Origin of the sequence: Paenibacillus glucanolyticus (assembly GCF_037333485.1) — a bacterium.
Taxonomy (GTDB): domain Bacteria; phylum Bacillota; class Bacilli; order Paenibacillales; family Paenibacillaceae; genus Paenibacillus_AQ; species Paenibacillus_AQ glucanolyticus.
Map to the genome: position 1 here is coordinate 369,620 of NZ_CP147845.1, position 25,980 is coordinate 395,599.

General features: G+C 47.8%; 18 protein-coding genes. 17 read left to right on the forward strand and 1 reads right to left on the reverse strand.

What is annotated here, in order from left to right:
• The first annotated feature begins 438 nt into the window (after positions 1–438).
• From WDY75_RS01660 to WDY75_RS01675, 4 genes are all read left to right on the forward strand, one after another.
• Entirely contained in the window at positions 439–1,800 is a 1,362-nt protein-coding gene (locus tag WDY75_RS01660) for an FAD-dependent oxidoreductase (RefSeq protein ID WP_063478033.1), read from the forward strand.
• A 209-nt stretch (positions 1,801–2,009) separates the two neighbouring features.
• Positions 2,010–2,606, forward strand: a complete 597-nt coding sequence (locus WDY75_RS01665; protein ID WP_063478032.1) for a DUF4352 domain-containing protein — start codon at positions 2,010–2,012, stop codon at positions 2,604–2,606.
• A gap of 249 nt (positions 2,607–2,855) precedes the next feature.
• A complete protein-coding gene (locus tag WDY75_RS01670) occupies positions 2,856–3,449 on the forward strand; it encodes a TetR/AcrR family transcriptional regulator (protein ID WP_006206989.1) in 594 nt (197 codons plus the stop codon).
• 111 nt (positions 3,450–3,560) lie between these two features.
• Positions 3,561–4,811, forward strand: a complete 1,251-nt coding sequence (locus tag WDY75_RS01675; protein WP_063478031.1) for an MFS transporter — start codon at positions 3,561–3,563, stop codon at positions 4,809–4,811.
• A gap of 1,665 nt (positions 4,812–6,476) precedes the next feature.
• Here WDY75_RS01675 and WDY75_RS01680 read toward each other — a convergent pair.
• Entirely contained in the window at positions 6,477–7,892 is a 1,416-nt protein-coding gene (locus tag WDY75_RS01680) for an amino acid permease (RefSeq protein ID WP_063478030.1), read from the reverse strand.
• 263 nt (positions 7,893–8,155) lie between these two features.
• Between WDY75_RS01680 and WDY75_RS01685 the strand changes: the two genes are divergently transcribed.
• From WDY75_RS01685 to WDY75_RS01745, 13 genes are all read left to right on the forward strand, one after another.
• Positions 8,156–9,031 (forward strand): formate/nitrite transporter family protein, encoded by an 876-nt coding sequence (locus tag WDY75_RS01685; RefSeq protein WP_063478029.1) that lies wholly within the window; start codon positions 8,156–8,158, stop codon positions 9,029–9,031.
• 304 nt (positions 9,032–9,335) lie between these two features.
• Entirely contained in the window at positions 9,336–11,423 is a 2,088-nt protein-coding gene (locus WDY75_RS01690; RefSeq protein ID WP_063478028.1) for a molybdopterin-dependent oxidoreductase, read from the forward strand.
• Positions 11,424–11,670: 247 nt separating this feature from the next.
• Positions 11,671–12,645, forward strand: coding sequence for an ABC transporter permease (locus WDY75_RS01695; protein ID WP_006213144.1), 975 nt, complete (start codon positions 11,671–11,673; stop codon positions 12,643–12,645).
• Between the two features lie 27 nt (positions 12,646–12,672).
• Complete coding sequence (locus WDY75_RS01700; RefSeq protein WP_036640043.1) at positions 12,673–13,572, forward strand: carbohydrate ABC transporter permease; 900 nt, start codon at positions 12,673–12,675, stop codon at positions 13,570–13,572.
• A 68-nt stretch (positions 13,573–13,640) separates the two neighbouring features.
• The gene (locus WDY75_RS01705) at positions 13,641–15,317 is read left to right on the forward strand and encodes an extracellular solute-binding protein (RefSeq protein ID WP_063478027.1); all 1,677 of its coding nucleotides are present in this window, start codon (positions 13,641–13,643) and stop codon (positions 15,315–15,317) included.
• Positions 15,318–15,451: 134 nt separating this feature from the next.
• The gene (locus WDY75_RS01710; RefSeq protein WP_006213142.1) at positions 15,452–17,026 is read left to right on the forward strand and encodes a response regulator; all 1,575 of its coding nucleotides are present in this window, start codon (positions 15,452–15,454) and stop codon (positions 17,024–17,026) included.
• The gene (locus WDY75_RS01715; RefSeq protein WP_063478026.1) at positions 17,023–18,855 is read left to right on the forward strand and encodes a sensor histidine kinase; all 1,833 of its coding nucleotides are present in this window, start codon (positions 17,023–17,025) and stop codon (positions 18,853–18,855) included. The genes WDY75_RS01710 and WDY75_RS01715 overlap by 4 nt, the downstream gene beginning before the upstream one ends.
• 301 nt (positions 18,856–19,156) lie before the next feature.
• Positions 19,157–20,422 carry an MFS transporter gene (locus tag WDY75_RS01720; RefSeq protein WP_063478025.1) on the forward strand — a complete coding sequence of 422 codons (1,266 nt, stop codon included), beginning with the start codon at positions 19,157–19,159 and terminating at the stop codon, positions 20,420–20,422.
• A 429-nt stretch (positions 20,423–20,851) separates the two neighbouring features.
• Positions 20,852–22,096 carry a sugar ABC transporter substrate-binding protein gene (locus WDY75_RS01725; RefSeq protein WP_006213139.1) on the forward strand — a complete coding sequence of 415 codons (1,245 nt, stop codon included), beginning with the start codon at positions 20,852–20,854 and terminating at the stop codon, positions 22,094–22,096.
• A 110-nt stretch (positions 22,097–22,206) separates the two neighbouring features.
• Positions 22,207–23,112, forward strand: a complete 906-nt coding sequence (locus tag WDY75_RS01730) for a carbohydrate ABC transporter permease (RefSeq protein WP_063478024.1) — start codon at positions 22,207–22,209, stop codon at positions 23,110–23,112.
• A gap of 52 nt (positions 23,113–23,164) precedes the next feature.
• Complete coding sequence (locus tag WDY75_RS01735; protein WP_006213137.1) at positions 23,165–23,983, forward strand: carbohydrate ABC transporter permease; 819 nt, start codon at positions 23,165–23,167, stop codon at positions 23,981–23,983.
• 41 nt (positions 23,984–24,024) lie between these two features.
• Entirely contained in the window at positions 24,025–25,026 is a 1,002-nt protein-coding gene (locus tag WDY75_RS01740; RefSeq protein WP_006213136.1) for a LacI family DNA-binding transcriptional regulator, read from the forward strand.
• Positions 25,027–25,050: 24 nt separating this feature from the next.
• The gene (locus WDY75_RS01745) at positions 25,051–25,812 is read left to right on the forward strand and encodes an alpha/beta hydrolase (protein WP_006213135.1); all 762 of its coding nucleotides are present in this window, start codon (positions 25,051–25,053) and stop codon (positions 25,810–25,812) included.
• Positions 25,813–25,980: the final 168 nt, after the last annotated feature.

Here is a 25,980-nt window from a genome sequence, read left to right on the forward strand (position 1 = left end):
CTCATTACCCGCTGTCGGTTGTTTCAAAAAGGGCATATTCTGTTATTAATAAGAAAACCTGTTTAGGCCTCATGCTTCTAATCTCACTTATCGGAACGACATCTGTTAGCTTGCCCTGATTTGAAGCCGGTATGCTGAGGTTTTTAAGGTCCATTTATACGATGCTCACGTTGTCAATCTCATCGGCAATTGTCATCGCATCAGTCCATATTTTTCATCACTCATACCATGTGAATTTATGAACAATGTGTGAAATTCGAGATTGCCTATTGAACTGTGAAATAAATCACATTATAATGAGACTACAAAGTGAAAATATTCACAATATTTTTTCCAGTCGCTGCATTCAAGTTCATCAAGGGTTACCAAGCATGAATCCAGTCAAAACAGCTCATCTTAAACCAATATAAAGCTTTAAATTTGGAGGAGGAAAAAACCATGAAAGTTGCCGTTATCGGTTGTACCCATGCAGGAACGTCCGCCATTGTAAATACCGCCAAGCTTTACCCCGATGCACAGATTACCGTTTATGAACGCAATGATAATATCTCTTTCCTGTCGTGCGGCATCGCGCTTTATGTCGGGGGCGTTGTAAAAGATCCTGATGGATTGTTCTACTCTTCACCTCAGAAGCTCGACGAGCTGGGTGTTGAGACCAAGATGAAACATGAGATTATTTCGGTGGATACAGATCGCAAAATTTTGAAAGTTCGTAATCTGGTTACATCGGAAACCTTTGAAGATACGTTTGATAAGCTGATCGTAACAACTGGATCGTGGCCTATTGTGCCTAAGCTTGAGGGCATTGATCTGAATAATATTCTGCTCTGCAAAAACTATAACCATTCCAACACCATCATCGAAAAGGCACAAGGTGCGAAGCACATTACGGTGGTTGGCGCAGGTTACATCGGCGTGGAGCTTGTTGAGGCTTTCCAGCAGAACGGCAAGCAGGTCACCCTCATCGACAGCGCCGACCGCATTCTGAACAAATATCTCGACCCAGAATTTAGCGGCAAGGTGGAAGAATCCTTCCGGGAAAAAGGGATCAAGATGGCGATGGGTCAGACGGTAACCTCTTTCCAGGGGGAGGATGGCAACGTGAACAAGGTCATCACCGACAAGGGTGAGATCGACACGGACCTGGTTATCCTCTGTATCGGCTTCCGCCCGAACACGGAGCTGTTGAAGGGGCAAGTGGATATGTTGAAAAATGGCGCCATCGTTGTGGATCAATATATGCAGACCAGCAAGCGGGATGTGTATGCGGCGGGCGACTGCTGCTCGGTCCTCTACAATCCGACGGGGAAAATGATGTATATTCCTCTGGCCACCAACGCAGTACGGATGGGTACGCTTGTTGCCCGCAACCTCGTGCAGCCGACAACGCCTTATATGGGCACCCAGGGGACCTCGGGATTGAAAATATACGAGCACAACATTGCATCGACAGGCTTAACCGAAGGATCTGCCAAAGACGAAGATCTTAAAGTGGAGACAGTATCCATAACGGATCACTACCGTCCGGAGTTTATGCCAACCTTCGAACCGGTCACGCTGAAGGTGGTATATGAACAGGATAGCCGCCGGATATTGGGTGCGCAGATCATTTCCAGAGTGGATATGACACAATCCATCAACACGCTGTCGGTGTGCATACAGAATCGCATGACTATCGACGAGCTGGCATTCATCGACTTTTTCTTTCAGCCGCATTACAACAAGCCGTGGAACTTCCTGAACACGGCTGGCTTGCAGGCATTGCCTGAGATCGAGACGAAAACTCCGATACATTCTTAATGAGACAACAGTTGGAAGACCCCCTGATTCGGGGGTCTTTTTCTTGTTTAAGAATAATCGCGCAAGCAAAACTTCTTCTGAAACGCTTCCGTCTTCCATAAAAGGGAATCGATCGATTTATGTTTTTATGAAGGATTCAGGGTTTTTAAGGCGAAATGGAAATGGTCCGCACATTTAGATATAGTCTTTCAGAGAGGTAGGATAATAGAATGAATAAAAAAGTTATGATGGTCGCTGCTGTGTTGTTTTCCATGCTGCTGACAGCTGCTTGTTCCAATGATCAGGCCGATCCCCCGGCAGAGACTCCACCGGCCGTTGTGGGTAACGAGGGGGCGGATGAGAAGGATCCGTCTGCAGAAGAATCGTCTACAGAACCGATCCAAGAGGATAAGGAATCAACTGCAAATACAGATGTGAAACCGATTGGCGAGCCTGCGGCTGTGGGCGACACGGTGGATTATCACGGCGCGGTCATTACGCTGAACAGCGTACGCGATTCGGAGGGCGATGAATACTTAAAGCCTCAGGCTGGCCATACATTTAAGGTTGTTGAGCTTACTGTGAAGAACAATGGACAGGAGCCGCTTGTCATATCATCAGCGCTGTCTTTTTCCTTGACGGATTCGAGTGATCTTAACTACACGGTCCCTATTACGGATGATGTGAAGATGCTGGATGGTACGGTTGCACCAGGCGGAGAATTAAAAGGTGAAATTCCGTACGAAGTGAAGCAGGGTGTTCAGGGGCTGCAGCTAAGTTACGGCGATCCGATGAAAGAAGGAAGGGCCATTTGGACAGTGGAATAATGGAAGCTTCATTAGAATTGATTGTGAGATGGAAGGGATTTTGCTGGGCAGGGCAGAATCCCTTTTTTTTCTGTGCATCTGTTGCTGACTTTACACGGGGAGATGTTTTCAGTATGATTATGAGTAAACCGCATAGTCGGTTTCTTGTAAGGGGATGGATTCCATGAACCTTGACTTTCATTTTTATTAAGGGAAAGGTCTTGGCTTTGCGGCTAAGATCGTTATTCCAGACAAGGAGTGCTTACATCTATGTCTTCAGAAAAAGCGCAGCGAAAGCGGGATTTGATTCTGGATAAAGCGAAAGAGCTGTTCATTCAGCGCGGGTATGCGGCTACATCGATGGATGAACTGGTCAAATATACAGGTGCCAGCAAGGGCAGCATTTATTATCACTTCGAAAGTAAGGAAGATTTGTTTGTCAAGCTGCTGGCGAAGCAGAATCAGGAATGGATGGAAGGCTGGAACGATAAGAAAGCCCATTACACCAATTTCGAAGAGAAGCTGTATGGAATAGCCGATCATATGGTTGATGATTTTCAGAATCCGCTGACCAAGATTGCGGAGGAGTTCTATATCAATCAGCCGGAGAATAAGACGATTGTGGCCGAGATGCTTGCTATTTTGCAGGGTCCGCGTACGCTGTACCGAGAGATTATGCTGGAGGGTGCGCGCGAGGGACGGATATCGGAAGGGGATATCGATGAGATCTCCATTATTTTTGGATCGCTGCTGGATGGGTTGTCGATTTCTTACTATGAACGATCCCAGGAGAAATCAAGGATTTTATACCGCAAGGGCGTTACGTACTTTTTAAAAGGTGTGTTAACGAATGGAAGGCCGTAGTTTACATCAGGAAATGATCAGAAGCGTGTTATCGTTCTTGGAACGGGCAAAAGGCGTTTCTGTAATTATAATTAAACCGAACAGTCGGTTTTATATTAGGGGGATGGAAACATGAGGCAATTGTTTGGAAACCGTGCGTTTGTACTGCTTATGGTCTCTGATTTTATGCAAAATATAGGGATCTGGATCCGCAACATGGCGCTGTTGTTCTTCATTATGGAAAAGAGCAACCATGACCCGGTCGCCGTATCGCTGCTTACGGTCATTGAATACGTACCGATTTTTGTCATCTCCATGATCGGTGGCGTGCTGGCAGACCGTTGGCGGCCGAAGCGGACGATGATATGGGGCGACGTGTTAAGCTTCTTATCTATCCTGCTTATTCTGTTCGTGGTGTTAGCGGGATACTGGCAGGCGGTGTTTGCCGTTACGCTGGTATCAGCGGTTGTGTCGCAATTCTCACAGCCTTCGTCGATGAAGATCATCAAGCGGTGCCTGCCGGATGAACATGTGCCAGCGGCTACAGCTTTATCCCAGACGTTGATGTCGCTGTTTATTATTTTGGGTCCCATGGTTGGAACGACGATTTATCAAACTTTTGGCCTTCTAGCTTCATTAATAAGCCTGCTGGTTCTGTTCGCTGCTTCAGCGATCGTATTAACCTTCCTCCCTTCGAGTGTAGATCAAGCACCGGATACCACAGAATCTGCCCGTTCTTTACTGAAGGATATGAAGGCCGGATTTTCTTACATCGCTTCCAGTCGATTGCTGAAAGTGCTGCTCGTGGTCTACATGGTATTGGCGCTTGGCAGCGGACTCGTACAGCCTTTGGATATCTTTGTCATAACGGAGCGGCTCCAGCTGGATATGTCCAGCGTCCAGTGGTTTACGGCTCTGGAAGGTCTGGGCATGCTGATTGGCGGACTGATCGCCGCTGTTATTGCAGGTAAGGTAAAAGGCACCTACTTGCTGTTTGCAGGGCTTTCGTTTCTGGGACTCTCAACCTTTGTAGAGGTGCTGTCCCAGTGGCCGATGCTGACCGGCACGATGCGATTTTTGACCGGGGTGCTGATGGCGATGGCTCAAACCGTATTAATGGCGGTAATGATGCAGCAGGTGGATGAGAAATTCATCGGTCGGCTGGGTGGCGTCATGATGCCGGTCTTTACCGGCATGATGCTGATCGGCTCCGGGTTTACGGGATGGTATATGTCGGCAACCTCGATTGTTGTGGTGTATTTCACGGCGGGAGCCCTCTTCCTGTTGTCGTCCTTCATCAGCATGAAGCTTCCGATTTCCAGGGAACCTGTCCAGGAGGAAGCGGAAGCGCCTGTAAGTGTAAACGCCACGGTCAAGGTGTAACCTCTGGGGAGGAGAGTCGCTGGCCTAAGTCGCAGGATGGATGAAGAGCTGCTGATTACTCTGATTCTGTACAGCAACTGCAAGTTAGGTACAGCGCACGATAAGCGGGTTGGATGTTGGCTCAATCTGACATGGGGGTGCACATTCCTCCATCTCTAACGGACCTCAGAAGCGTTATTTGCGCTAACTATACTTTCTGGATTTCTGCTTTATTTAACATTCCGGCACACTCTCATGCACACCAGCTCCATCTCTAACGGACATCAGAAGCGTTACTTACGTTAATTAGCTTGATTTAACATTCCGGCATACTCTCATGCACACCAGCTCCATCTCTAACGGACTCCAGAAGCGTTATTTGTGCTAATTGGCTTCTATTGTAAACGTAACGGACACCAGCGTCGCTATGAGGCCAGATAAAAGGACATTTCCCATCAAATTGACTTAATAACGACTCTCAGGTCCGTTAGAATTCAAAAAAGCTAATTTTTCCGCCCAATAGCGTCTCTCCAGTCCGTTAGACCAGTCCACTGGGCTGGTGTACTCCTGGATGTGAGCTCAATCTGACATTAGGATGCACTTTGTGGATGGTTAGCTCAGCTCCATCCAACATTGGGGTACACTTTCTGGAAGCTAGCTTGATTTAACATTTCCTACACTCTCATGTACACCTGCTCCATCTAACGGACACCAGAAGCGTTATTTACGTTAATTACCTTGATTTGCCATTTCTGCACACTCATGCGCACAAGCTTCATCTCTAACGGACATCAGAAGCGTTATTTGTGCTAATTGGCTTCTATAGTGAACGTAACGGACACCAGCGGCGTTATGCAGCTTGATAGAAGGCCGATCCCCATTAAATGGGCTAAATAAGCCTCTCAGGTCCGTTAGAATTCAAAAAGCTAATTTTTCCGCCCAATAGCGTTTCTCCAGTCCGTTAGACCAGTCCACTGGGCTGGTGTCTTCTGAATGTGAGCTCAATCGGACATTAGGATGCACTTTGGAGCTCCATCCAACATTGGGGTACACTTTCTGGAAGCTAGCTTGATTTGCCATTTCGGCATACTCTCATGCACACCAGCTCCATCTAACGGACATCAGAAGCGTTATTTACGTTAATTAGCTTGATCTAACATTCCAAGCACACTCTCATGCACACCAGCTCCATCTCTAACGGACTCCAGAAGCGCTATTTGCGCTAATTAGCTTCTATTATGAACGTAACGGACACCAGCGTCGTTATGCAGCCCGATAGAAGGCCAATTCCCATCAGATTGGCTAAATAACGCCTATCAGGTCCGTTAGAATTCAAAAAGCTACTTTTTCCATCCAATAGCGTCTCTCCAGTCCGTTAGACAACCAGACAACCAACTGCCCTATAGTTCTAAAACGAGCGTACTTATCAACGGTTATTGGGTATTTCGGGTAAACAACGGTTTTCGGATAAATAACGGTGATCGGGTACAGCAGCATATTCCATAAAAAATAGCGGTGTATGGGTTTAATCCACACACCGCTATTTTGCGTACCCTTGCTCAGATTGAGCAGGCAAACTGCTCTAATCAAAGAATGTTGTCTGAACCAATAAACAGAGGGGCTCTAACGTCCGGCGGTTATTCCTATCATCCCAAGTGGTTTGACATCCTATCCTGTAAGGGTGATCTACTCGTAACCGGATGAGTCTCCTTTTGACAATGCGCTATGCCTGTATCCGTATATAGCGTAGATGACGACACCGAGTCCGATCCATACAATGAACCCGATCCAGGTAATCCACTGCAGCGTGGTCAGCAGATAGAGACAGCTGGCAACAGCAATCAAAGGCAGCCAAGGCACAAACGGCACGCGGAAGGTGCGTTTTAGATCCGGATGTGTTTTGCGCAGCACAATGATGCCGAGCGAGACGGTAATGAAGGCGAAAAGCGTGCCGATGCTGGCCAAATCCGCCAGGTTGCCAAGGGGGACAAAGCCGGACAGCAGGGCGATGCTGATACCGGACACCCAGGTGCTGAATTCCGGCGACTTCGTTTTCGGATTGACCGAGCTCATCCGTTTCGGCAGGAGTCCGTCCCGGCCGAGTGCATACAGCAGTCGGGACTGTCCGAACATGACACCCATCAGCACGGTGGTGAGTCCAGCTATGGCCCCCAGCGAGATGAAATAGGACATCCAGTCCTGCTCGATGTAGAGCAGCGCAAAGGCAACCGGGTCTTTCACATTGAGCAGGTTATATGGTACGAGTCCTGTCAGCACCGCGGTAACCGCAATATATAACACGGACACAATCAGCAGGGAACCCAGAATGCCGATCGGGAGGCTTTTCTGTGGATGCTTGACTTCTTCGGCTGCCGTTGCAATGACATCAAAACCCACGTAGGCGAGGAAGGCAATGGCCGCTCCCGTCATGACACCTTCCATGCCAAATGGCAGGAACGGCGTCCAGTTATCCGGTTCTACATAGAATATCCCCACGCCGATAAACAGCAGAATGACGGCAACTTTCAGATAAACCATGAAGGTGTTAAGCCTTGTCGATTCCTTGGCTCCGCGCGATACAATCCACGTGATCAGAAGCGCGATAAATACAGCGGGCACATCCACATAGGTACCGTTGGCCGGATTAAAGGCATTGGTTATCGCGGTTGGCAGATGTATCCCGAAGCCCGCGAGGATGCTCTGGACGTAACCGGACCAGCTGCTGGATACCAAAGCGCTGGCGAAGCCGTATTCCAGAAGCAGGTCCCAGCCCATCAGCCAGGCAAAACCTTCGCCAAAGGTTGAATAGCTGTACGTATATGCACTGCCCGCCACCGGTACGGTGGAGGCGAATTCTGCGTAGCAGAGTGCACAGAAGGCGCACACCAGCCCCGCCAGCAGGAACGAAACGATTAATCCCGGTCCGGCATGGGTTGCGGCGGTGACGCCGGTTAATACAAAAATTCCTGTTCCCACGATAGAACCCACGCCGAGGATGATAAGGTCCATGGCACTGAGTTGCTTTTTTAATGCGGATCGTACTTCCCCACCTTGCATATTAGGGATCGGCTTCTTGCGAAGCAGATTGTGTTTCAAGCTCATAAATGGAGTCTCCTAGATGTTTATTTAGATAGATTTCCCCGATGTGTGACCCATCCATTCGACATTATAAAGAAAAACGAATTTCTTTGAAAGGGGGAATGTCTCATCTGAAGGCTGTCCTCCCCTGATGGACACAAACGTGACATAATTCACGTTCAAGGTGATGAAGCTGCGTTACAATGAAGGTAAACGATAAATAGGAAACCAAGAGCTGCATCGGACATACGCAATAGAACGAATGCAGGAGAAATGAGGAAGAGACCATGGCCTACTACAAACCTGATCGCATCGCAGAAATTACCGTGGAGACCGGTGTAAAAAAAGCACGCAATTCCACCTTAAATGTTATGATACTCGGCTTTTTGGCAGGGGCATTCATTGCGCTCGGCTTTCTGCTGGATATCCGCGTTATCGCCGGAGCATCTCCGGCCTGGGGAGGGATTGCCGGTTTTATAGGTGCGGCAGTATTCCCGGTCGGGCTTATTCTGGTATTGCTTGCAGGCGGAGAACTGCTGACGGGCAACATGATGGCGGTGTCCTTGGCCAGATTCAAGCAGCGGATTTCCACCAAGGAACTGATCCGGAATTTAGCGCTTGTCACGGTAAGCAACTTGGCGGGGGCATTGTTTGTTGCCTATTTCTTTGGCCATGTGACCGGGCTGACAGGCAGCGGCGTATATTTGGAGAAGCTGGTTGATATGGCAGGTCATAAGCTGGACGACAGCTTCCTGCAGGCGTTCTTGTCCGGCATCGGGTGCAACTGGCTTGTTGCGCTTGCCGTATGGCTCTCCTACGGATCGGATCAGATGAGCGGCAAAATTCTGGGGATCTGGTTTCCGACCATGGCTTTTGTAGCCATCGGCTTTCAGCACGTGGTGGCAAATATGTTCCTGATCCCGGCAGCGATATTCGAAGGTTATTACAGCTGGGGTCAGTATTTTATGAACTTCGTTCCGGTATGGCTTGGCAATTTTGTGGGCGGCTCGCTGTTTGTGGCCGCTGCTTACGGGTCTGTTTACTTGAAGAATAGCAATAGGGCGGAGGAGGTATCCGGCATTCACCATGACGCCGCAGCCGTGACAACGACTCCTGCTGCTGGAAGTCCTCCTGAGGTTCATTCAGCACAGCAGGTATCATAATAAATCCAGTATCGATTGCAGAAAATCGCGGGCACCAAGGGAACGTCTACCATAAAAAGCAAATTCGCCATGCCGGTCTCGGGGGAGGAGACACGGCATGGCGAATTTTTTGGGAGTGGTCCATGATTTGGCAAGGAAGAGAAAGGGTCTGGGTTCCTCTTCTTTGCTCTTGATAGGAATATACCCGGCAGGGAGAAGCGTGAATCACCCTATTTAGAAAAAAATGTATGACTTTACTGGAACCCTGATGTTCTTTTAAGATAAGGGATAGGATGCAGCCGAGCAGAAGGGGGAAATGGACGAAATGACTCAAGACATGATTCAGCAGGAAAATGGCATATTTCCAGGGGTATGTCCGTTGGATTGTCCCGATACATGCGGCCTGCTGCTGCATAAAGAGAACGGGAAAATCGTCAAGGTTACCGGAGATCCCGACCATCCGGTTACGCAAGGAGCCATCTGCAATAAAGTCCGCAATATGGCACACCGGGTATACCATCCGGAGCGTGTGCTCTATCCGATGCGGAGGGTAGGCGCCAAGGGAGAGGGAGCTTTCGAACGAATCAGCTGGGATGAAGCGGTTCAGGAGATTACGGCGCGCTACAAGGGACTGATCGAGGAACACGGCTCCGAGAGCATTCTGCCTTACAGCTTCTACGGCAACATGGGCATATTGAGCGTGGACGGCATGGATCGGAGATTCTTCAACAGGCTGGGTGCCAGTCGGCTGAAGCAGTCCATCTGCAATTCGGCAGGCAGTGAAGGCTGGAAGTCCGTCATGGGCTTTAACGGAGGCACCGTGCCTGAGGTCACGGTGCTGGCTGACGTCATTATCGTCTGGGGCGGCAACATCGTCAGCACCAATATGCACCAGGTGGTGCTCGCAGAGAAAGCGCGCAAGTCCGGTGCAAAGGTCATTGTCATTGATGTTCATAAAAATCAGACCGGGCAATGGGCGGATTGGTTCATTCCGCTGTTTCCGGGCACGGATGCGGCCCTGGCCGTCGGTATCATGCACATTATGTTTCGTGATGGCATGGTGAATGAGGAGTTCCTCCAGCACTATACCCTGGGTTATGAGGAGCTGCGCGAGCATGTGAGAACATACACGCCGGCGTATGTGTCTTCCATTACCGGCGTTTCGGCTGAGGATATCGAGAAGCTGGCTGAGTTGTATGGCCGAGCCCAGGTGTCTTATATCCACATCGGAAACGGACTTCAGCATCACGATAATGGCGGATTGACGGTACGCAGCATAGCGGCGCTTCCTGCCTTGACCGGACAATGGCTCAAGCGGGGCGGAGGTGCCTCCAAGTCGAATGGCGGCTATAACAGTATGGACAGCGATGCACTGGAGCGCCCGGATCTGAGACCGAATCCCGAGGCCCGAACCATCAACATGAACCGGATTGGCGAGGCGCTTGCGATGACCGAGCATCCGATTAAGTCCGTGTTCGTTTATTGCAGCAATCCGCTCGTTGTCGCTCCAGATACGGAGCGGGTGCGCGAAGGTTTTGCACGGGAAGATCTGTTTACCGTTGTACATGACCTGTTTATGACGGACACAGCGAAATATGCAGATATCGTGCTTCCGGCAACCTCTTCATTTGAGAATACGGATCTGTTCAGTTCCTATTGGCATCAGTACATCCAGCTTCAGGAGCCGGTCATTCCGGCGCTTGGGGAGAGCAAGAGCAATGTGGAGCTGTTTTCGTTGCTGGGACGGGCCATGGGTTTCAATGAGCCTGCTTTCTATGAGACAGAAGAAGAGATGATTGCAAGGGCGCTCGACTATCCGGACAACCCTTATCTGAACGGCGTTACCTTGGACAAGCTGAAAGCGCACCGCCACGTGAAGCTCGACATGACCCCGCTGGAGACGTATCTGGACCGTCTGCCGACGCCTTCCGGCCGGATTGAGCTGTATTCGGCACAGCTGGAAGCAGCCGGTCTTCCGCCTCTTCCGACTTACGTGCCATTGAAGGAAGGATATGATGGCGTGAGGCGAGGCCGCGGGCATCAATATCCGCTGATGTTCATCTCCCCGCCGAATCACAATTTCCTGAATTCAACCTTTGCGAATGTGGAGAAACATCAGAAGCTGGAGAAGGAGCCCGCACTGCAGATCCATCCGGAGGATGCAGCGGAGCGCGGGTTACAGGATGGAGATATGGTTACGGTATATAATGACCGCGGAACCTATGAGGTCCGGGCGAAGGTAACGGATAAAATGCTGCCGGGCACCGTGGTCAGTCAAGGCTTGTGGTGGGAAGGCGAAGGCCGGAAGCAGCGTGCTAACGCCCTTACGCCGGACAGGCTGTCCGACATGGGCGAAGGGGCCACCTTTTTCTCGACGGTAGTCGAGGTCAGGGCTAAAGAGAAGGGTATCTAAAAGATGAATACGAGACTGTCTTGAAGGTCTATATGACCTGAAGGCAGTCTTTTTTTATAGATAAGAAAGTGGGGGCTGAAAGTGATAACACATTCCGGTGGAAGTATAAAAAATCGGGGTTTTGTTATATAGCTTGAATAAATTTCCATAGGTAGAATGGTACTAAGTCAATTGCAAGCGGTTTCGGAATGGCAGAAATTCAGAGACCCGGCATGCGTTTAGATCAATTCGTAACGGGAGGATAAATATGCCGCAAGCTACTGCAGAACAGCAATCACCCATTTCCCGGCAGCCCAAAGTTCACAGTAAAAGTTTCCTCAGACGCTTGATGAAGCAATGGGATGTTCAGCTCATGGTGTTACCCGGGGTCATTCTGGTTTTCATTTTTGCCTATATGCCCATGTATGGCGTAATAACCGGTTTTATGGATTATAACCTGTTCACCGGATCAAGGATTTGGGATAACCCGTGGGTCGGTTTTAAGCATTTCGAAGCCTTTTTTGCCGCCCCCGAGTTTGAGAGGATTTTGCGCAACACGATTGTCATCAGCCTGTTGAAGTTCGTTATCGGATTTCCGGCACCGATCATACTGGCGCTTTTACTGAACGAAGTTCGCCATATGTTGTTCAAAAGAGTGATTCAAACGATCACGTATCTGCCCTATTTCTTATCGTGGGTCATCGTTGCGGGGTTTGCCACCGCCTTGCTATCCACGGAAAACGGAAGCATCAATATTTTGCTGGAGCGCATAGGGGCCATTGATGAACCGATCAATTTTCTCTCGTTGAAAGAATATTTCTGGTCGATCCTCATTTCGGCTAACGTATGGAAGGATATCGGATTTAACTCGATTGTATTCCTGGCTGCGATTGCAAGCATTGATCCTGCTCTGTACGAGGCTGCAGATATCGACGGGGCAAGCAAGGCGAAGCAGGTCTACTTGATTACGCTTCCCTCGATTATGCCGGTAGTCATTATCTTTATGATTCTTGCCATCGGCAACTTGCTCAACGCAGGCTTTGAGGACATCTTGCTCCTGGCATCCAATCCTGTGCTAAGGCCGGTATCTGATGTGATTGATACGTATGTCTATCGGGTAGGCTTGGGGTCACATCGCTATTCTTATGCGGTTGCTATCGGATTGTTCAAGGCAATCATCAGTGTAGGACTGCTAACGATCGCGAACTATCTGGCTCGAAGATCTGGTAACAGCTTATGGTAAGAATCAGCAGCCCTCAGGAGGTACGGCATGTTAAAAAGAATTAGCTTTGGTGACAAGGTCATGCTCATTGTGGTATACGCGTTGCTCAGTCTACTCGCCTTCACGGCACTCTATCCGTTCTGGAATGCGGTGGCTGTTTCTTTCAATGTAGGTGTGGATACCGCCAAGGGAGGGGTCACCTTCTGGCCACGAGAATTCACACTCGAAAATTACAAAATCATACTGCAAGATGAAAGACTGCTTAACGGGTTTCTCGTATCCATAGGCCGTACCGTAATCGGAACCGCAACCTCCATCTTCATGACAGCGCTCCTTGCCTTCGGGATGACTCGATCCTATCTGATCGGACGGAGCTATTATATGGTGTTCTTTATATTCACGCTTTACTTTGGCGGAGGATTGATTCCAACCTATCTCTTGATCCGTTCACTGGGTATGATGGACAGCTTTCTGGTGTTTATTATTCCATCGCTTATCAGCGTCTGGAATATGATTATATTCCGAACCTTCTTTAAGGGCCTTCCCGTTGGCTTGGAAGAATCGGCCAATATTGATGGCTGCAGCAATTGGGGTATATTCTTCCGGATTATTCTTCCATTGTCCGGGCCGGTTATCGCCACGCTGTCCTTGTTGACCGCCGTTGGCCATTGGAACGACTGGTTCCTGCCAAGCATCTACATCACTAGCGATACTTTGCTTCCCATTCAGACGATATTGAGACAGACCTTGAATGCCAATATTGTATCCGGTTCAAGCACCGTGCTCGACAGCGCTTCGGTTGCTCTTCTGGATCAAGCAAGGCAAATTACTTCCAAGTCGCTTACGATGGCGATGATGATTGTTGTGACCTTGCCGATCATTTTGGTCTATCCTTTTGTGCAGAAATATTTTGTCAAAGGCGTGCTGGTAGGCTCGTTGAAAGAGTAGGTGGCCGAACGGTTTAAGGCGAACAGCTTTGAACATATATATTCTTGGAAATGAGAGGGGTTAGGTATATGAGAAAGACGAAAAAGCCATTGCTCGTAATGGTATCGCTTCTGTTGGTCATGGTTACTGTTCTTGCCGGATGCGGGAGTAAAAAAGAAGCCGCACCGCCGGCGACACCGCCTGCAACAACCAATGAGGGGAATAAAGAGACTGACCCTCCAGCAGAGGGAGATGGAGGTAAATGGGTGCTTGGCGAGAAGCCGCTGGAATTCTCAGCTTATGCACACTATGGAAACACAGACTTCCCTAAATGGGAAAGCACGCCTATCGGCAAATATTTGAGCGAAGAAAAGCAAGTTAAGCTCAATATGATAGCGGCTGCCGGAGCACATACGCAAAAGCTGAGCGCGATGATGGCATCAGACGATTTGCCTGACATGATCTGGGCAGACCGTGAGGATCAGGATATGGAGAGACTTCGTAAAGAAGGAAAGCTGGTAGCCTATGATGAATATCTGGATAAGTATCCCAACCTGAAAACGTGGATGGGCGATCTGGACCTGCTTCGTGCTGAAGACGGCAAGCTGTACAGGTTTCCTAACTGGTACTCATCCAATCCTTACGGAAACGCAGGTTATGTAATTAACAAGAAAATTTACGAAGAGCTGGGCAAGCCGCCACTCGAAACCACAGATGATTTATATAACTACCTGGTAAAGGTTAAAGAAAAGTATGGCAGCGAGATTGTTCCGTTCGAGCCGCATCGCGCACAGGATCGACAAGGACTGGGTGTGTTATATACGGCTTTCGGAGAGGGAGCAAGCTACACCAACCTTAACGCTAATTTGTTAGCGGTTCCAAAGGATGGCAAGCTGACGTCGCTACTCATGGATCCGGTATTCCGTGAGGCTCAGAAATATATCGCTAAACTTTACAGAGAGAAACTCATTTCACAAGATGCCTTTAACCAAACGGAAGATCAAGTGCTGGAGAAAGTCATGACAGGCCGAGTCGCTGTGTTTGCCGGAGCCAGTCCGACAGATATGGCAGGAGAAGCACAGCCGGAGTTAATTAAGAAGGATCCGGACGGCGGGTATTTCATGATCTGGCCTATTCATAAGCCTGGTCTGGATAAGAACAAGATTTATCCAGGGACCTACACAAGCTTTGGATGGAATGCTGCATATATTACAACGGCTGCCGAAGACCCTGAAGCGATCTTTGCATTCCTTGACTGGTATACAGGTCCGGAAGGAATGAACGTGCAATTCTTCGGTCCTGAGGGTAAGAACTGGAAAGGCTTTGATGAGCAGGGTCAGCCGAATTTCACCGAGACTTATAATCCCGAAGAAGTAGCCAAAATTCAATCCGAAAATTCTCCGGTTATGTTTGTAGGGAATACGAGTTATATTGACCCTTCCAAATATAAATATATGAAGGATCTTCCGTTCGAAGAGCAGGATTGGAGAACACGTTACCAACAAACGATTACTTGGCCAACTCAATTAAACGTTACGGAATTTTCCGGTATTGAACCATCCCCGGATTCCGATGAAGGCATTATAAAAACATCTGTAAATGAATTGTTCCTCGAAATTTATGCCAAATCCGTAATGGCTAAGAGTGACGAAGAGGTTGATAAAATTCTTGACCAAGGGAACAAGGATTTGATGGATCTGGGTTACCAGCAGCTTCTTGATTACCGTACAGCCAATTGGCAGGAGAACTTGGCGAAGAGAAAATAATTAATTACAGCGTTATTACAGGGAAGCCTCCCAAAGAATCCACCAGATTCTTTGGGATATCTCTGTTTTATTATCAAATAGTCTTTTGCGCGTATGTGTAAGTAGAGGTGTATCTACCATTATGGAGGGGTTCCATGTACAAGGTGCTGCTTGTGGATGATGAAGAACTGGATCTTGAAGGAATGAGAAGATTCATTCCTTGGTCTGATTTGGACATGGAGTTAGTGGGGAGCGTTAATAATGCATTGTCGGCATGCGAAATAATAAAGAACCAGGAAGTTGATATATTGGTCAGCGACGTCAATATGCCCTATATGTCCGGGCTCGAGCTTGCTCGGATTGCGATTGAGCATAAACCTAACATTCGGATCATATTCGTCAGCGGATATCAGGAATTTAGCTATGTACAGCAAGCACTCTTATTGAAAGCGTATAGCTATGTTCTGAAGCCCATGAACGATCGGGAACTGGTTGCTTCATTAATCAAGGTAAAACGGGATTTGGATGAGGAGATCAAGCAGCGCGAGGTGGAGATGGCTTATCAGGAGATGATCCCTATTGTCAAAAGTGACTTTCTCATACGCCTGCTTGAACGGGAAGAATCAGAGGAATTATTGACACAGATGAGTATTTCTTATGAGTTCGACCAGTTGAAGTGGCCGATCCGCGTCGCCGTTATGGAACTGGATAATCTGTCTTGGCGCCAAACAGGGAGTCTTTTTTCAAAGAGGGAACTGGCAAGAATATTTCTGCAGCGTATCCAGGAGGCAATTACAGATGGCGGCATGCTTCCATACTGCAAGCTGTCCTCGCAACGGGTAGCGATCCTGCTTGAGGACGTAAGCGCCACCCATACGATACGTACCTTGACGGATAACGTTCAGTTGCATTTGACGACATCCCTGACAACGGGTATTGGGGAACCCGTACACAACTTGAATCAGCTTCAGCTGTCCTACAGGCAAGCGGTGGAAGCTGTGGAGGCCAAGATGTTTCTTGGCAAGGGAAGTATGATCAAGTATGAAGATGTCAGTGCGGAGCCAGGCATGCTCGATGCGCGGATGCTTGATGAGCGCATGAATGTCCTCCTAAAAGCGATGGAGAAATATGAGCTGGTTCAAATTTGTGATGAACTGGAGAAGTTATTTGGTTCTATAAGGAATCTGCGCTCCCGCTTTACCGTGCATAATATGTCGAATTATATTATCTGGAAGCTCGAACAATATTTAAGCAGTCGAAATGAAGATTTGTTTGACCTGTTGGGCATGGAGATCCATCACCTGGATATTTTGATGCAATTCGAAACCGTCAGTGATATTCGTTCCTGGTTTATACAGCACATATTCGGAATTTCCGAAAGATTATATGAGAAATCCAATTCTAAGGATGGTAAATTCATTCGCAGTGTTATCCAATTGATGAGAGAGCGGATGAGTGAGAATATAACGATCAAGGATATTGCGCAGCATTTTTGTTTTTCGCCGAGTCATGTCGGGTTCCTGATTAAAGAGAGGTCAGGAAATACGTTCAATGAACTGCTTGTCCAACTGCGTATGGAAAAAGCATGCGAATTGCTGAAACAGCCGGGTCTCAAGGTCTATGAAGTCGCCGATCAGGTAGGATACCGCTATCTTCCTTATTTCAGCCGGCAGTTCAAAGAGAAATTCGCGATGACACCCATGGAATTTCGAAAGAGAGAATTGGGATGAATACTCGCTGGACCACATCATCCAGAATAAACGGTAAGAAGCTGGGGTATATACCCATCGGTTACAAGCTCATGCTGACCTTTACGATATTTATATTGCTGTTGGTTTTCGTGAACTTTTATATTTCACACTCGATGTACGATGACACCATGCGCAAACAGAGCCGGGTCAACATCCAGGGGACGCTCAATCAGATCCGGGATAATGTGGCCTATAAAGTGGATGATATCGTCCAGACCTCAGCGACATTGTACGATGATCCTGCCTTCATTCAGAGTGTCCTCAGGAATTTATCAGGCGCTGATAATCATATCCGCATGAACAATGTCATTCTCCCGAAGCTGGAGAGCGCTGCGAAGGCGGTTGGCCTTAATTTAAGGCTATCCGTCTATTTTCATAATCAAACGGTGTACGAGAGATATAGAGATTGGGATAATGCCAATAATCAAGATTTCAACGAACAAAGCTGGGATATGTACCATATGACTCGAATTTCGAATGAGTTTTGGTATTTCACGTTGCCGGAAGAGAAGTATAATTCAACGATGACGTGGAGGCAGGTAGAAGAGGATGAGCGGGATGGGCGGATTTCGCTGATTCGGCGCATCGTGGATATGAATAATCCGCTCGATATTCAAGAAGTGGGAATCATGAGGTTCAGTGTTCGCTTGTCGCAGCTGTTCGACAGTGTGGATTACACGAAGCTTGGCGACGGAAGTGTGTTATCGGTGCTGGATCCTTTTGGGAATGTGGTGTTTACTTCCGGATCAATGGTTGAAGACCCTGACCATACCAGCGACAAGGTAAATCCGTATGCCGTTATAGCACCCAACGATAAGAAGAATTATTTGGTGATTGAAGAAGATTTGCCGCAGAAGAACTGGAAGATTGTTGCGCAGGTTCCGCTTAACATCATTGAACAGGAAGCGAAGAGAGTACGAACCGTATTAATAGTAATCTGTATCATCTGCATCGTGTTGTTTACATATACAGGGTATGTGATATCCCGATCTTTCTCTAAGCGAATCCAGAAGCTTGTAGGGGTACTCAATGCATTTCGGGAAGGGGAGCTGCATAAACGGATCGCTTATCGGGGCAAAGGGGAGTTCCCGCAAATTGCGAATGCCTTGAATGCAATGGGCGAGGATATCGAGGCGTTAATCAATAAAGTGTATCTAACCCAGCTTCAAAAGAAGGAAGCAGAGCTTGAAATGCTGCAATCGCAGATTAATCCCCACTTCTTATACAATACGCTATCCTCCATTAATCAACTTGCGAAATTCGGCGAGACGGAGAAACTGCAGAATATGGTTGTGCAGTTGGCACAATTTTATCGGCTTACACTAAATTCGGGAAGAATATTAATACCCATTGCATTAGAGATTGAGCAGGCCAATGCGTATCTGGATATCCAAAAGGTAAAATACGGACAGCGCATGGAAGTCAATTTTGATGTGGATACAAGTATATGGCCTTACGAAACCATTAAACTGATTCTGCAGCCCTTTATCGAGAATGTGCTGAAGCATGCGTGGAGCGGGGATCGCATTCATATTCGGATTGTCGTCAAAAAGGAAGGGGATACGATTCTCTATCGGATCATCGACGATGGTCTCGGCATGAAGCAGGGGAGAATCGAGGAAATATTCGATCCCCGGGATAACAACCATACGGGCTGCGGCATCCGCAATATCGACCAGCGGGTGAAGCTGCATTACGGGAGCGAGTACGGCGTGTCTATCTTCAGCAAAGTGGGAATCGGAACTTCGGTTCAAATACGCATACCGGCAAGAGCCAGAAATGCAAACCCCGATAAGAGAGGAGGGTAGACGGGGCCCAAAACTATAGCTTTGCCTAGGGAAGAGGGATCCGTTCAGTTTAGTTTCACGTTCGCTGTCAAGGTAAAGCGTCAATGAGTGTGCTTGCTAAAAACATAGGCCTCAAGCGATACTAGGATTTGGGCGAAGAAATGACAAGCAATGTAAATTTTACAGGATGATATGATAGGTAAAAGACGTTGTCTTTCTCTTTTCTATTAGAAGAACCATAGAAGCCCGCAAGGGCTTTTCTTTTTGATTATATATGCTTATGCCGATTATACTGCTGCGAGGCTGCTGGGAGATAATAAACATGAAATGGTTGGAGCAGTACCCTAAGGAAGTTAAAGGTTTTCTTGTAGCAAGTCTCGTTGCCTCTGCAGGCGGCTCCTTGATGTGGCCGCTGACAACGATGTATGTATTTGATGAGCTGGGACGCAGCATGCAGGATGCCGGCTTTGTCATTCTGATTCAATCGATGGGGGGAATTGCGGGCCAGCTCCTGGGCGGGGCCATGTATCACCGAATTGGGGTGAAGAAACTCATCGTGGGCTCCCTGCTGCTGAATGCGCTGGGGTTGTTTACTCTTCCGTTCATTAACGGACTATGGGGCCTCTTCATCGCGATGATGGGATTCATCGGGTTCTGCAACGCAGTATCCATGCCGGCCATTCAGGCCTTTATCGGATTCCGGTTTGCCGATCGACGGGGTGAGCTGTTCAATGTCATCTATGTTGCTAACAATATCGGTGTAGCGCTAGGTACGGCCATGAGTGGATTTTTGGCAGAGATATCCTATCATTTAAGTTTTGTCTTAAACGGAGTCACTTCCTTCGGGTTTGCGATTTTCTTCCTGTCCTATCTGACGAAGCTGGACGGACCCGGCGTACCGGAGCAGTCCCATCACCCGCAGCCCAAAACTCCGCTTCCCGCAGGCCCCGGTGCTTGGGCATTGCTGGGAAACACCCGAATTTATCTCTTCATGGGTTTGGGCTCTCTGTTTCTGTGGTTCGGGAATTCGATCTGGAATACGGGCGTCTCTCCCTTCATCATCTCAGAGGGGATGTCCAAGACAGCCTATGGTTATTTATGGACCCTTAATGGCATATTGATCTTTGCCGCACAGCCGCTGACCAATGCAATCAAGCGCTGGTTTGCCCGGACGGAGAGCAGCCAGATGACGGTGAGCGCACTGTTCTACCTGTCTGCTTACCTCGTTATTGTGGCGATGCACAGCTATCCGGGTATGGTGCTTGCGATGGTGCTGGCTACACTCGGCGAAATGCTCATCTCACCTGCTATACCGGCCTTTATCTCGGAGCGGGCAGGTCATGCAGCACCGTTCTATATCGGCGTTACAGGCGGTATGGGAGCTGTCGGACGGGTGATAGGTCCTTATGCTATGGGAACGATGTATGATGGCGGGGGATTGACGCCAGTGGCGTGGCTGGCAGCAGGCGTTGCGGTGTTGTCCTGCTTATCCTTCATGGTGCATGCACGGCTTAGCAAGAACAGCTCGCTGAATCATAACCTCCACGACAAGAATGCAAGACAAGCTGACGCTTCCAGCCCTCACTAAGAAAAAATAACATGGAATGTTATAAAGCAGCAGGCATGCTTCCGGCCGGCTGCTTTTTCTTATGGGGTCGAAGCTCACAGCGCTTGTCAAAAAATAGACTCATAAAAAAATAAAAAGGATATTGAAATCGCTCTCAAGGGAAGCTATAATGAACTTGTCGAAACGTTTCAAAACAGAATGCGTTTTTTGAAGTTATCAAGCAATCAAGCAGATTATTATGAATACACAAAAGCATGTTTATACCTGAAATAAGCATGGGAAGGTGCTTTATAGGGGGAATGAAGAGACATTAGGATTATAGATTTGTACTTTATCCGGCGTCTTTATTTTTTCGAATAAAATCGAAACGTTTCGAAGTAAGTGCTTTCAATTTAAGTTCCGTATTACGTTTTGCATGCTGGTAAACATTAAAAACGGGGTGAATGTAGAATGAGAAAAAAATCATTATTATGGACGTTGGCAGCAATGCTGATGTTCTCGGTTGTTTTAGCGGGATGTTCTGGTGGGTCTGAAGATGCCAAGGAAGGCGGCGAAGGCAAGAAAGAACTGAAAGTTTGGTTGATGGGTGACACAACAGACGAAACCTTAATTAAGGAATATGAAGAGAAAAATCCAGGCGTTAAGGTGAGCGTTCAATTGATCCCTTGGGGCAGTGCACATGACAAGCTGCTTACAGCGGTTGCATCGAAGAGTGGTCCTGATGTCGTGCAAATGGGAACCACCTGGATTCCAGAGTTTGCCCAGGCTGGAGCTTTGCTCGATCTGACGCCGTATCTTGAGCAGTATCCTAGCCTGAAACAAGAGAACTATTTTGACGGTGCTATCCAAACCATGAGTTATGATGACAAGGTTGTCAGTATCCCGTGGTACGTGGAGACACGCGTATTGTTCTATCGCACAGACATTCTGGCCGAAGTTGGCTACCCGGAAGGTCCTAAGACTTGGGATGAAATGAAGGATGCCGGTGAGAAGCTGGCAGCTAGAGGAAACGGCAATTACGCCATTACCATTGATGCCAAAGACATGAACTACCTGTCCATGTTTGCCTGGCAGAATGGAAGCGACATGATTGATGAGAACCGGAAGCCTCATTTTAACGAACCGGAATTTATGGGAGCCATGGAATACCTGAAGAGCTTCTACGATACCGGAATGACGCCGCTTGCGAGCGATTTGGATCTGTTTGCCGCATTTAAAGACGGACAATTCCCGATGTTTATCAGCGGTCCTTGGATGATTCAAGGTGTTAAAGACAAAGCGCCTGAGATTGAAGGTAAATGGGCAACAACAACACTTCCGGCTAAAGAAAACAATGCATCGTTCCTCGGTGGAGCGAACATGTCGGTATTCAACACAACCAAAAATGCAGAGGAAGCCGTTAAATTCATCTCTTTCATGAGTGAAAAAGAATCGCAGCTGACCAACTACGATGTAGCTAAAAACCTGCCTGCTGTTAAGAGTGCATGGGAAGATCAACGCTTTGAAGATCCGATTTTTGCTACCTTTGGAAAGCAGCTCGAAAACGCTAAACCTGTTCCGTTCATTAAGGAGTGGGATGCGATCTCCAAGGAAGCAATTGCAGCTTTTGAGAAAATTACCGTTGGTGGAGCTGACATCAAAACAGAAATGGATCTTCTGAATCAAAAAGCTACCGAAATGCTAAACAAAAAATAAGAGTGCGTCTTAAACGCAGCCCGGCTTGTTTCATCGAAGGATGAAACAAGCCTGACTGCTTCAAACGTACGTTATTCTTATATCGAGAAACCCACACTTGCAGGAGGTGAATGACATTGCAGAACTTTATCAAGCGCTTTAACCATTATAAGTATCCTTATATGTTTATTGCGCCCGCACTGGTGCTGCTTCTGACGTTCTCAATCATTCCGATCATCATTGCGCTAGTCATCAGTTTCACGGATATTGACCTTGCCGGCCTCGCGAATTATTCAAACATTGAAGGCGTTGGCTTTGATAATTTTATCAATGTATTTAAAGATCCGGTCTTTCTGAAATCCATGTTTAACACCATGTTCTATGTTATTATCGGAGTTCCGCTTGTCGTAATGCTTGCCATGGGCGCTGCCCTGCTGCTTAACTATGGCACGGGATTGTTGTTTAAGACATTCCGCGTCGTGTATTATATGCCTTCCATTACGAATATTGTGGCGGTCGCGGTTGTTTGGGGTTACTTGTATAACAGCCATTACGGCCTCTTTAACCATATATTGTCCTGGTTCGGAGTGCCAGCTCAGCAGTGGCTGACAGATCCGGCACTAGCCAAGCTATCGCTGATTCTTCTGGCCGTTTGGAAATCCATCGGACTTAACATGATCATTTTCCTGGCTGCGCTGCAGGGGATTCCGCGCTCCTATTATGAAGCTGCGGAGATTGATGGTGCAAGCAAATGGAAGAAGCTCCTGTACATTACGGTACCACTGCTTAGCTTCGCGACCTTCTTTGTCACCATTACGACATTGATCGGCTGGATTCAATTCTTCGAAGAGCCGCTGGTTATGACCAAGGGTGGCCCGCTCAACTCCACGATGTCGATGGCTCTCTTTATCTATAACAATGGCTTCCAGCTTAGCAATTTTGGCTATGCGGCCGCAGGATCGTTTGTACTCTTCATCATCATTATTGCTGTAACGGTCTTGCAATTCGCAGTCAAGAGAAAAGATGTCGAATATTAAGGCTCAGGTTCAAGCGACCATCCCGTATCGTAACTGAAGGAGGCTTTAGAGTATGGCAGCTAAAAGAATTGAGAAAACAGTCATGACGGTGCTGCTCATTGCAGGAGGACTGCTCATGATGATTCCGTTTATCTGGATGATCACGTCCTCGTTCAAGCCGGAAAATGAATTTACAGCGGTTCCGCCAACGTTATTACCAAAAGAATTTACAATTAAGAATTATGTGGACTTATTTACGAAGCTGGACTTTATTGTATATTTGAAAAATACACTTATCATTGTGTTCTGGTCTTTTGTCGGTCTGTTCCTTAATGCGCTTGCAGGATATGCATTCGCCAAATACGAATTCCCTGGCAATAAAAAGCTGTTCTATCTCGTGCTTGCCACGATGATGATTCCAGGGCAGGTTACCATGATTCCAGTATATCTGCTGATCAATGCAATGGGCTTGACCAACACGATGGCAGGTATTGTGCTGCCGGGCTTGGTTGGCGCTTTCGGTATTTTTCTATTCCGTCAGTTTATGTCCACCATTCCAACGGATTTAATCGAGGCATCAAGGCTTGATGGAGCAGGGGAGCTGCGTATCTTCTTCCAGCTGATCGTTCCGATCACAAAGCCCGTATTCGCGGTACAGGGAATCTTGGCGTTCATTGGAGCCTGGAACAGCTTCCTGTGGCCTCTCATTATGGCAAACGACCAGAAGCTCTACACGCTTTCGGTTGGTTTGCAGCTTCTGAAAGGACAGCATGGATCTGACTTCGGTCTGCAGATGGCAGGCGCGGCATTCATGGTCGTTCCAATTATTATCGTATTTTCTTTCTTCCAAAAACACATTATTGAAGGATATACGATCTCCGGTATGAAATAAGTTAAATAGAGTTTTTTATGTACTAGAAGGGGCGTAAGGAAATGGCAACGATTAAGGATGTGGCAAAGCTCGCCGGGGTTGCGTTGTCAACCGCTTCCTATGCACTAAGCGGCGATAGCAGGGTGAGTTCCAAGACAAGATCCAAAGTGCTCGATGCAGCAAGACAATTGAATTATCGGAAGAACGGATTCGCCATGGATTTGAAGCGGAGTCGTACCAAGACCATCGCGCTTATTCTGACGGATCTGTCCGGCCCTTATTATTCTGAACTGATTCGAAGTGTGCAGGAAGTGGCATTAACCAACGGTTATGATCTGATTGCTTGCAGCTCGATGGGCGGAAGAGATTCGACGGCGGTTAAATTTCTGCGCGAGAAGAGGGCGGACGGAGCCATCATTCTGGCACCCAATATTCGTGATGAAGTTCTGGTTGAGACCTCCGGTCCCCAATTTCCGATCGTTGTGATGGATCGTCAGTTGTCCAGTGATTATTTGCTTAACGTGCTGGTTGACGGAGAGCAGGGAGGATATACGGCTACCCGTTATCTGCTGGAGAATGGACACAAACATGTAGCCTATATCAGTGGTTCTTCTGATTCTTATGATAACCATTTACGTTACAAAGGGTATTTGCGAGCACTTGCGGAGGCTGGGCTGGAGGAACAGTCGAAATGGCGTCTCAGCGGCAATTTTGTGCGCGAGGGCGGTTATAATGCCACCAAAATGTTGATTATGCAGGGATCGCTCCCATCGGCTGTGTTTTACGGCAATGACGAAATGGCCATCGGTGGATTGAAGGCATTTGAGGAATGCGGGATATCGGTACCGAATGACATCTCTGTCATCGGATATGATGACATCCAATTAGCCGAATACGTAAATCCGCCGTTAACGACCATAAGACAGCCCAAGAGTGAAGCGGGGTCGCTTGCAGCCCATTTGCTGTTTCAAGCATTGGCCGGTGAATCGGTGAAGCAGTCTTACATGCTGACTACAGATATGATGGAACGTGCATCGGTAGGAAAGGGTAAAGCAGGGAATTAAGGTGCCGGATCGGAGATGAGGAACTTGGCGTGGATCACATGTGATTTTTATTCGGAAACACTGCAGCTGTCCACCAGCATGGAGGTGTTTCTACCCCAAGGCAGCTTAATGCCACTCCGTTCTTCTTCGAAGCTGCCGGTGCTTTATTTGCTTCACGGACGAGGGGCAGATCATACCGAATGGATGCGCAGGTCATCCATCGAGCGATATGCCGAGAGCAAAGGCCTCGCACTCGTGATGCCGGGATTCGGGCGCAGCTATTACATGGATATGGCGAATGGGCTGCCATACTTCACCTATCTCAGCGAAGAGCTTCCCAAGCTTGTTCGGACGTTCTTTCCGGTGTCTGGCCGAAGAGAAGATACCTTTGTCGCTGGAATCTCCATGGGTGGGTATGGTGCATTTAAGCTTGCGCTTAGCTATCCGGAGCGTTATGCGGCTGGTGCAAGCTTGTCGGGCGGGCTGGATCTTGCCAGCCGCGCAGCAGGAGCGGGCTTTCAGGAGTCGGAGATCCGCACGATCTTCGGCCGTGTGGAGAACGTGCGGGGGAGCCGGGATGATTTGCTCTTCTTAGCTGCAGAGTTTGCCGCATACACCGGAAACAAACCGATGCTGTATCAATGCTGCGGAACCGAAGATTTTTTGTATAAGGACAATCAAACCTTTAGACGATATGCGGACAGCCTGGGAATTCATATCACATACGAAGAAGAGCCGGGTGGACATGAATGGGGATATTGGGACAACAAAATTCAGCGGGTGCTGGATTGGCTGCCCCTGCCCTGAATTTTCTGTTCAAATTCATTGAAACGTTTCGAATATATAGAGATATATGATGTGATTTATTCAATCTAAAGTCTGTTCATAATTAGCATTAAAACCTTATATCATCTATATTTTAATGGCTTAAAACGACTGTGTTTGATAAAATCAAAACGTTTCGAATTTATGTAG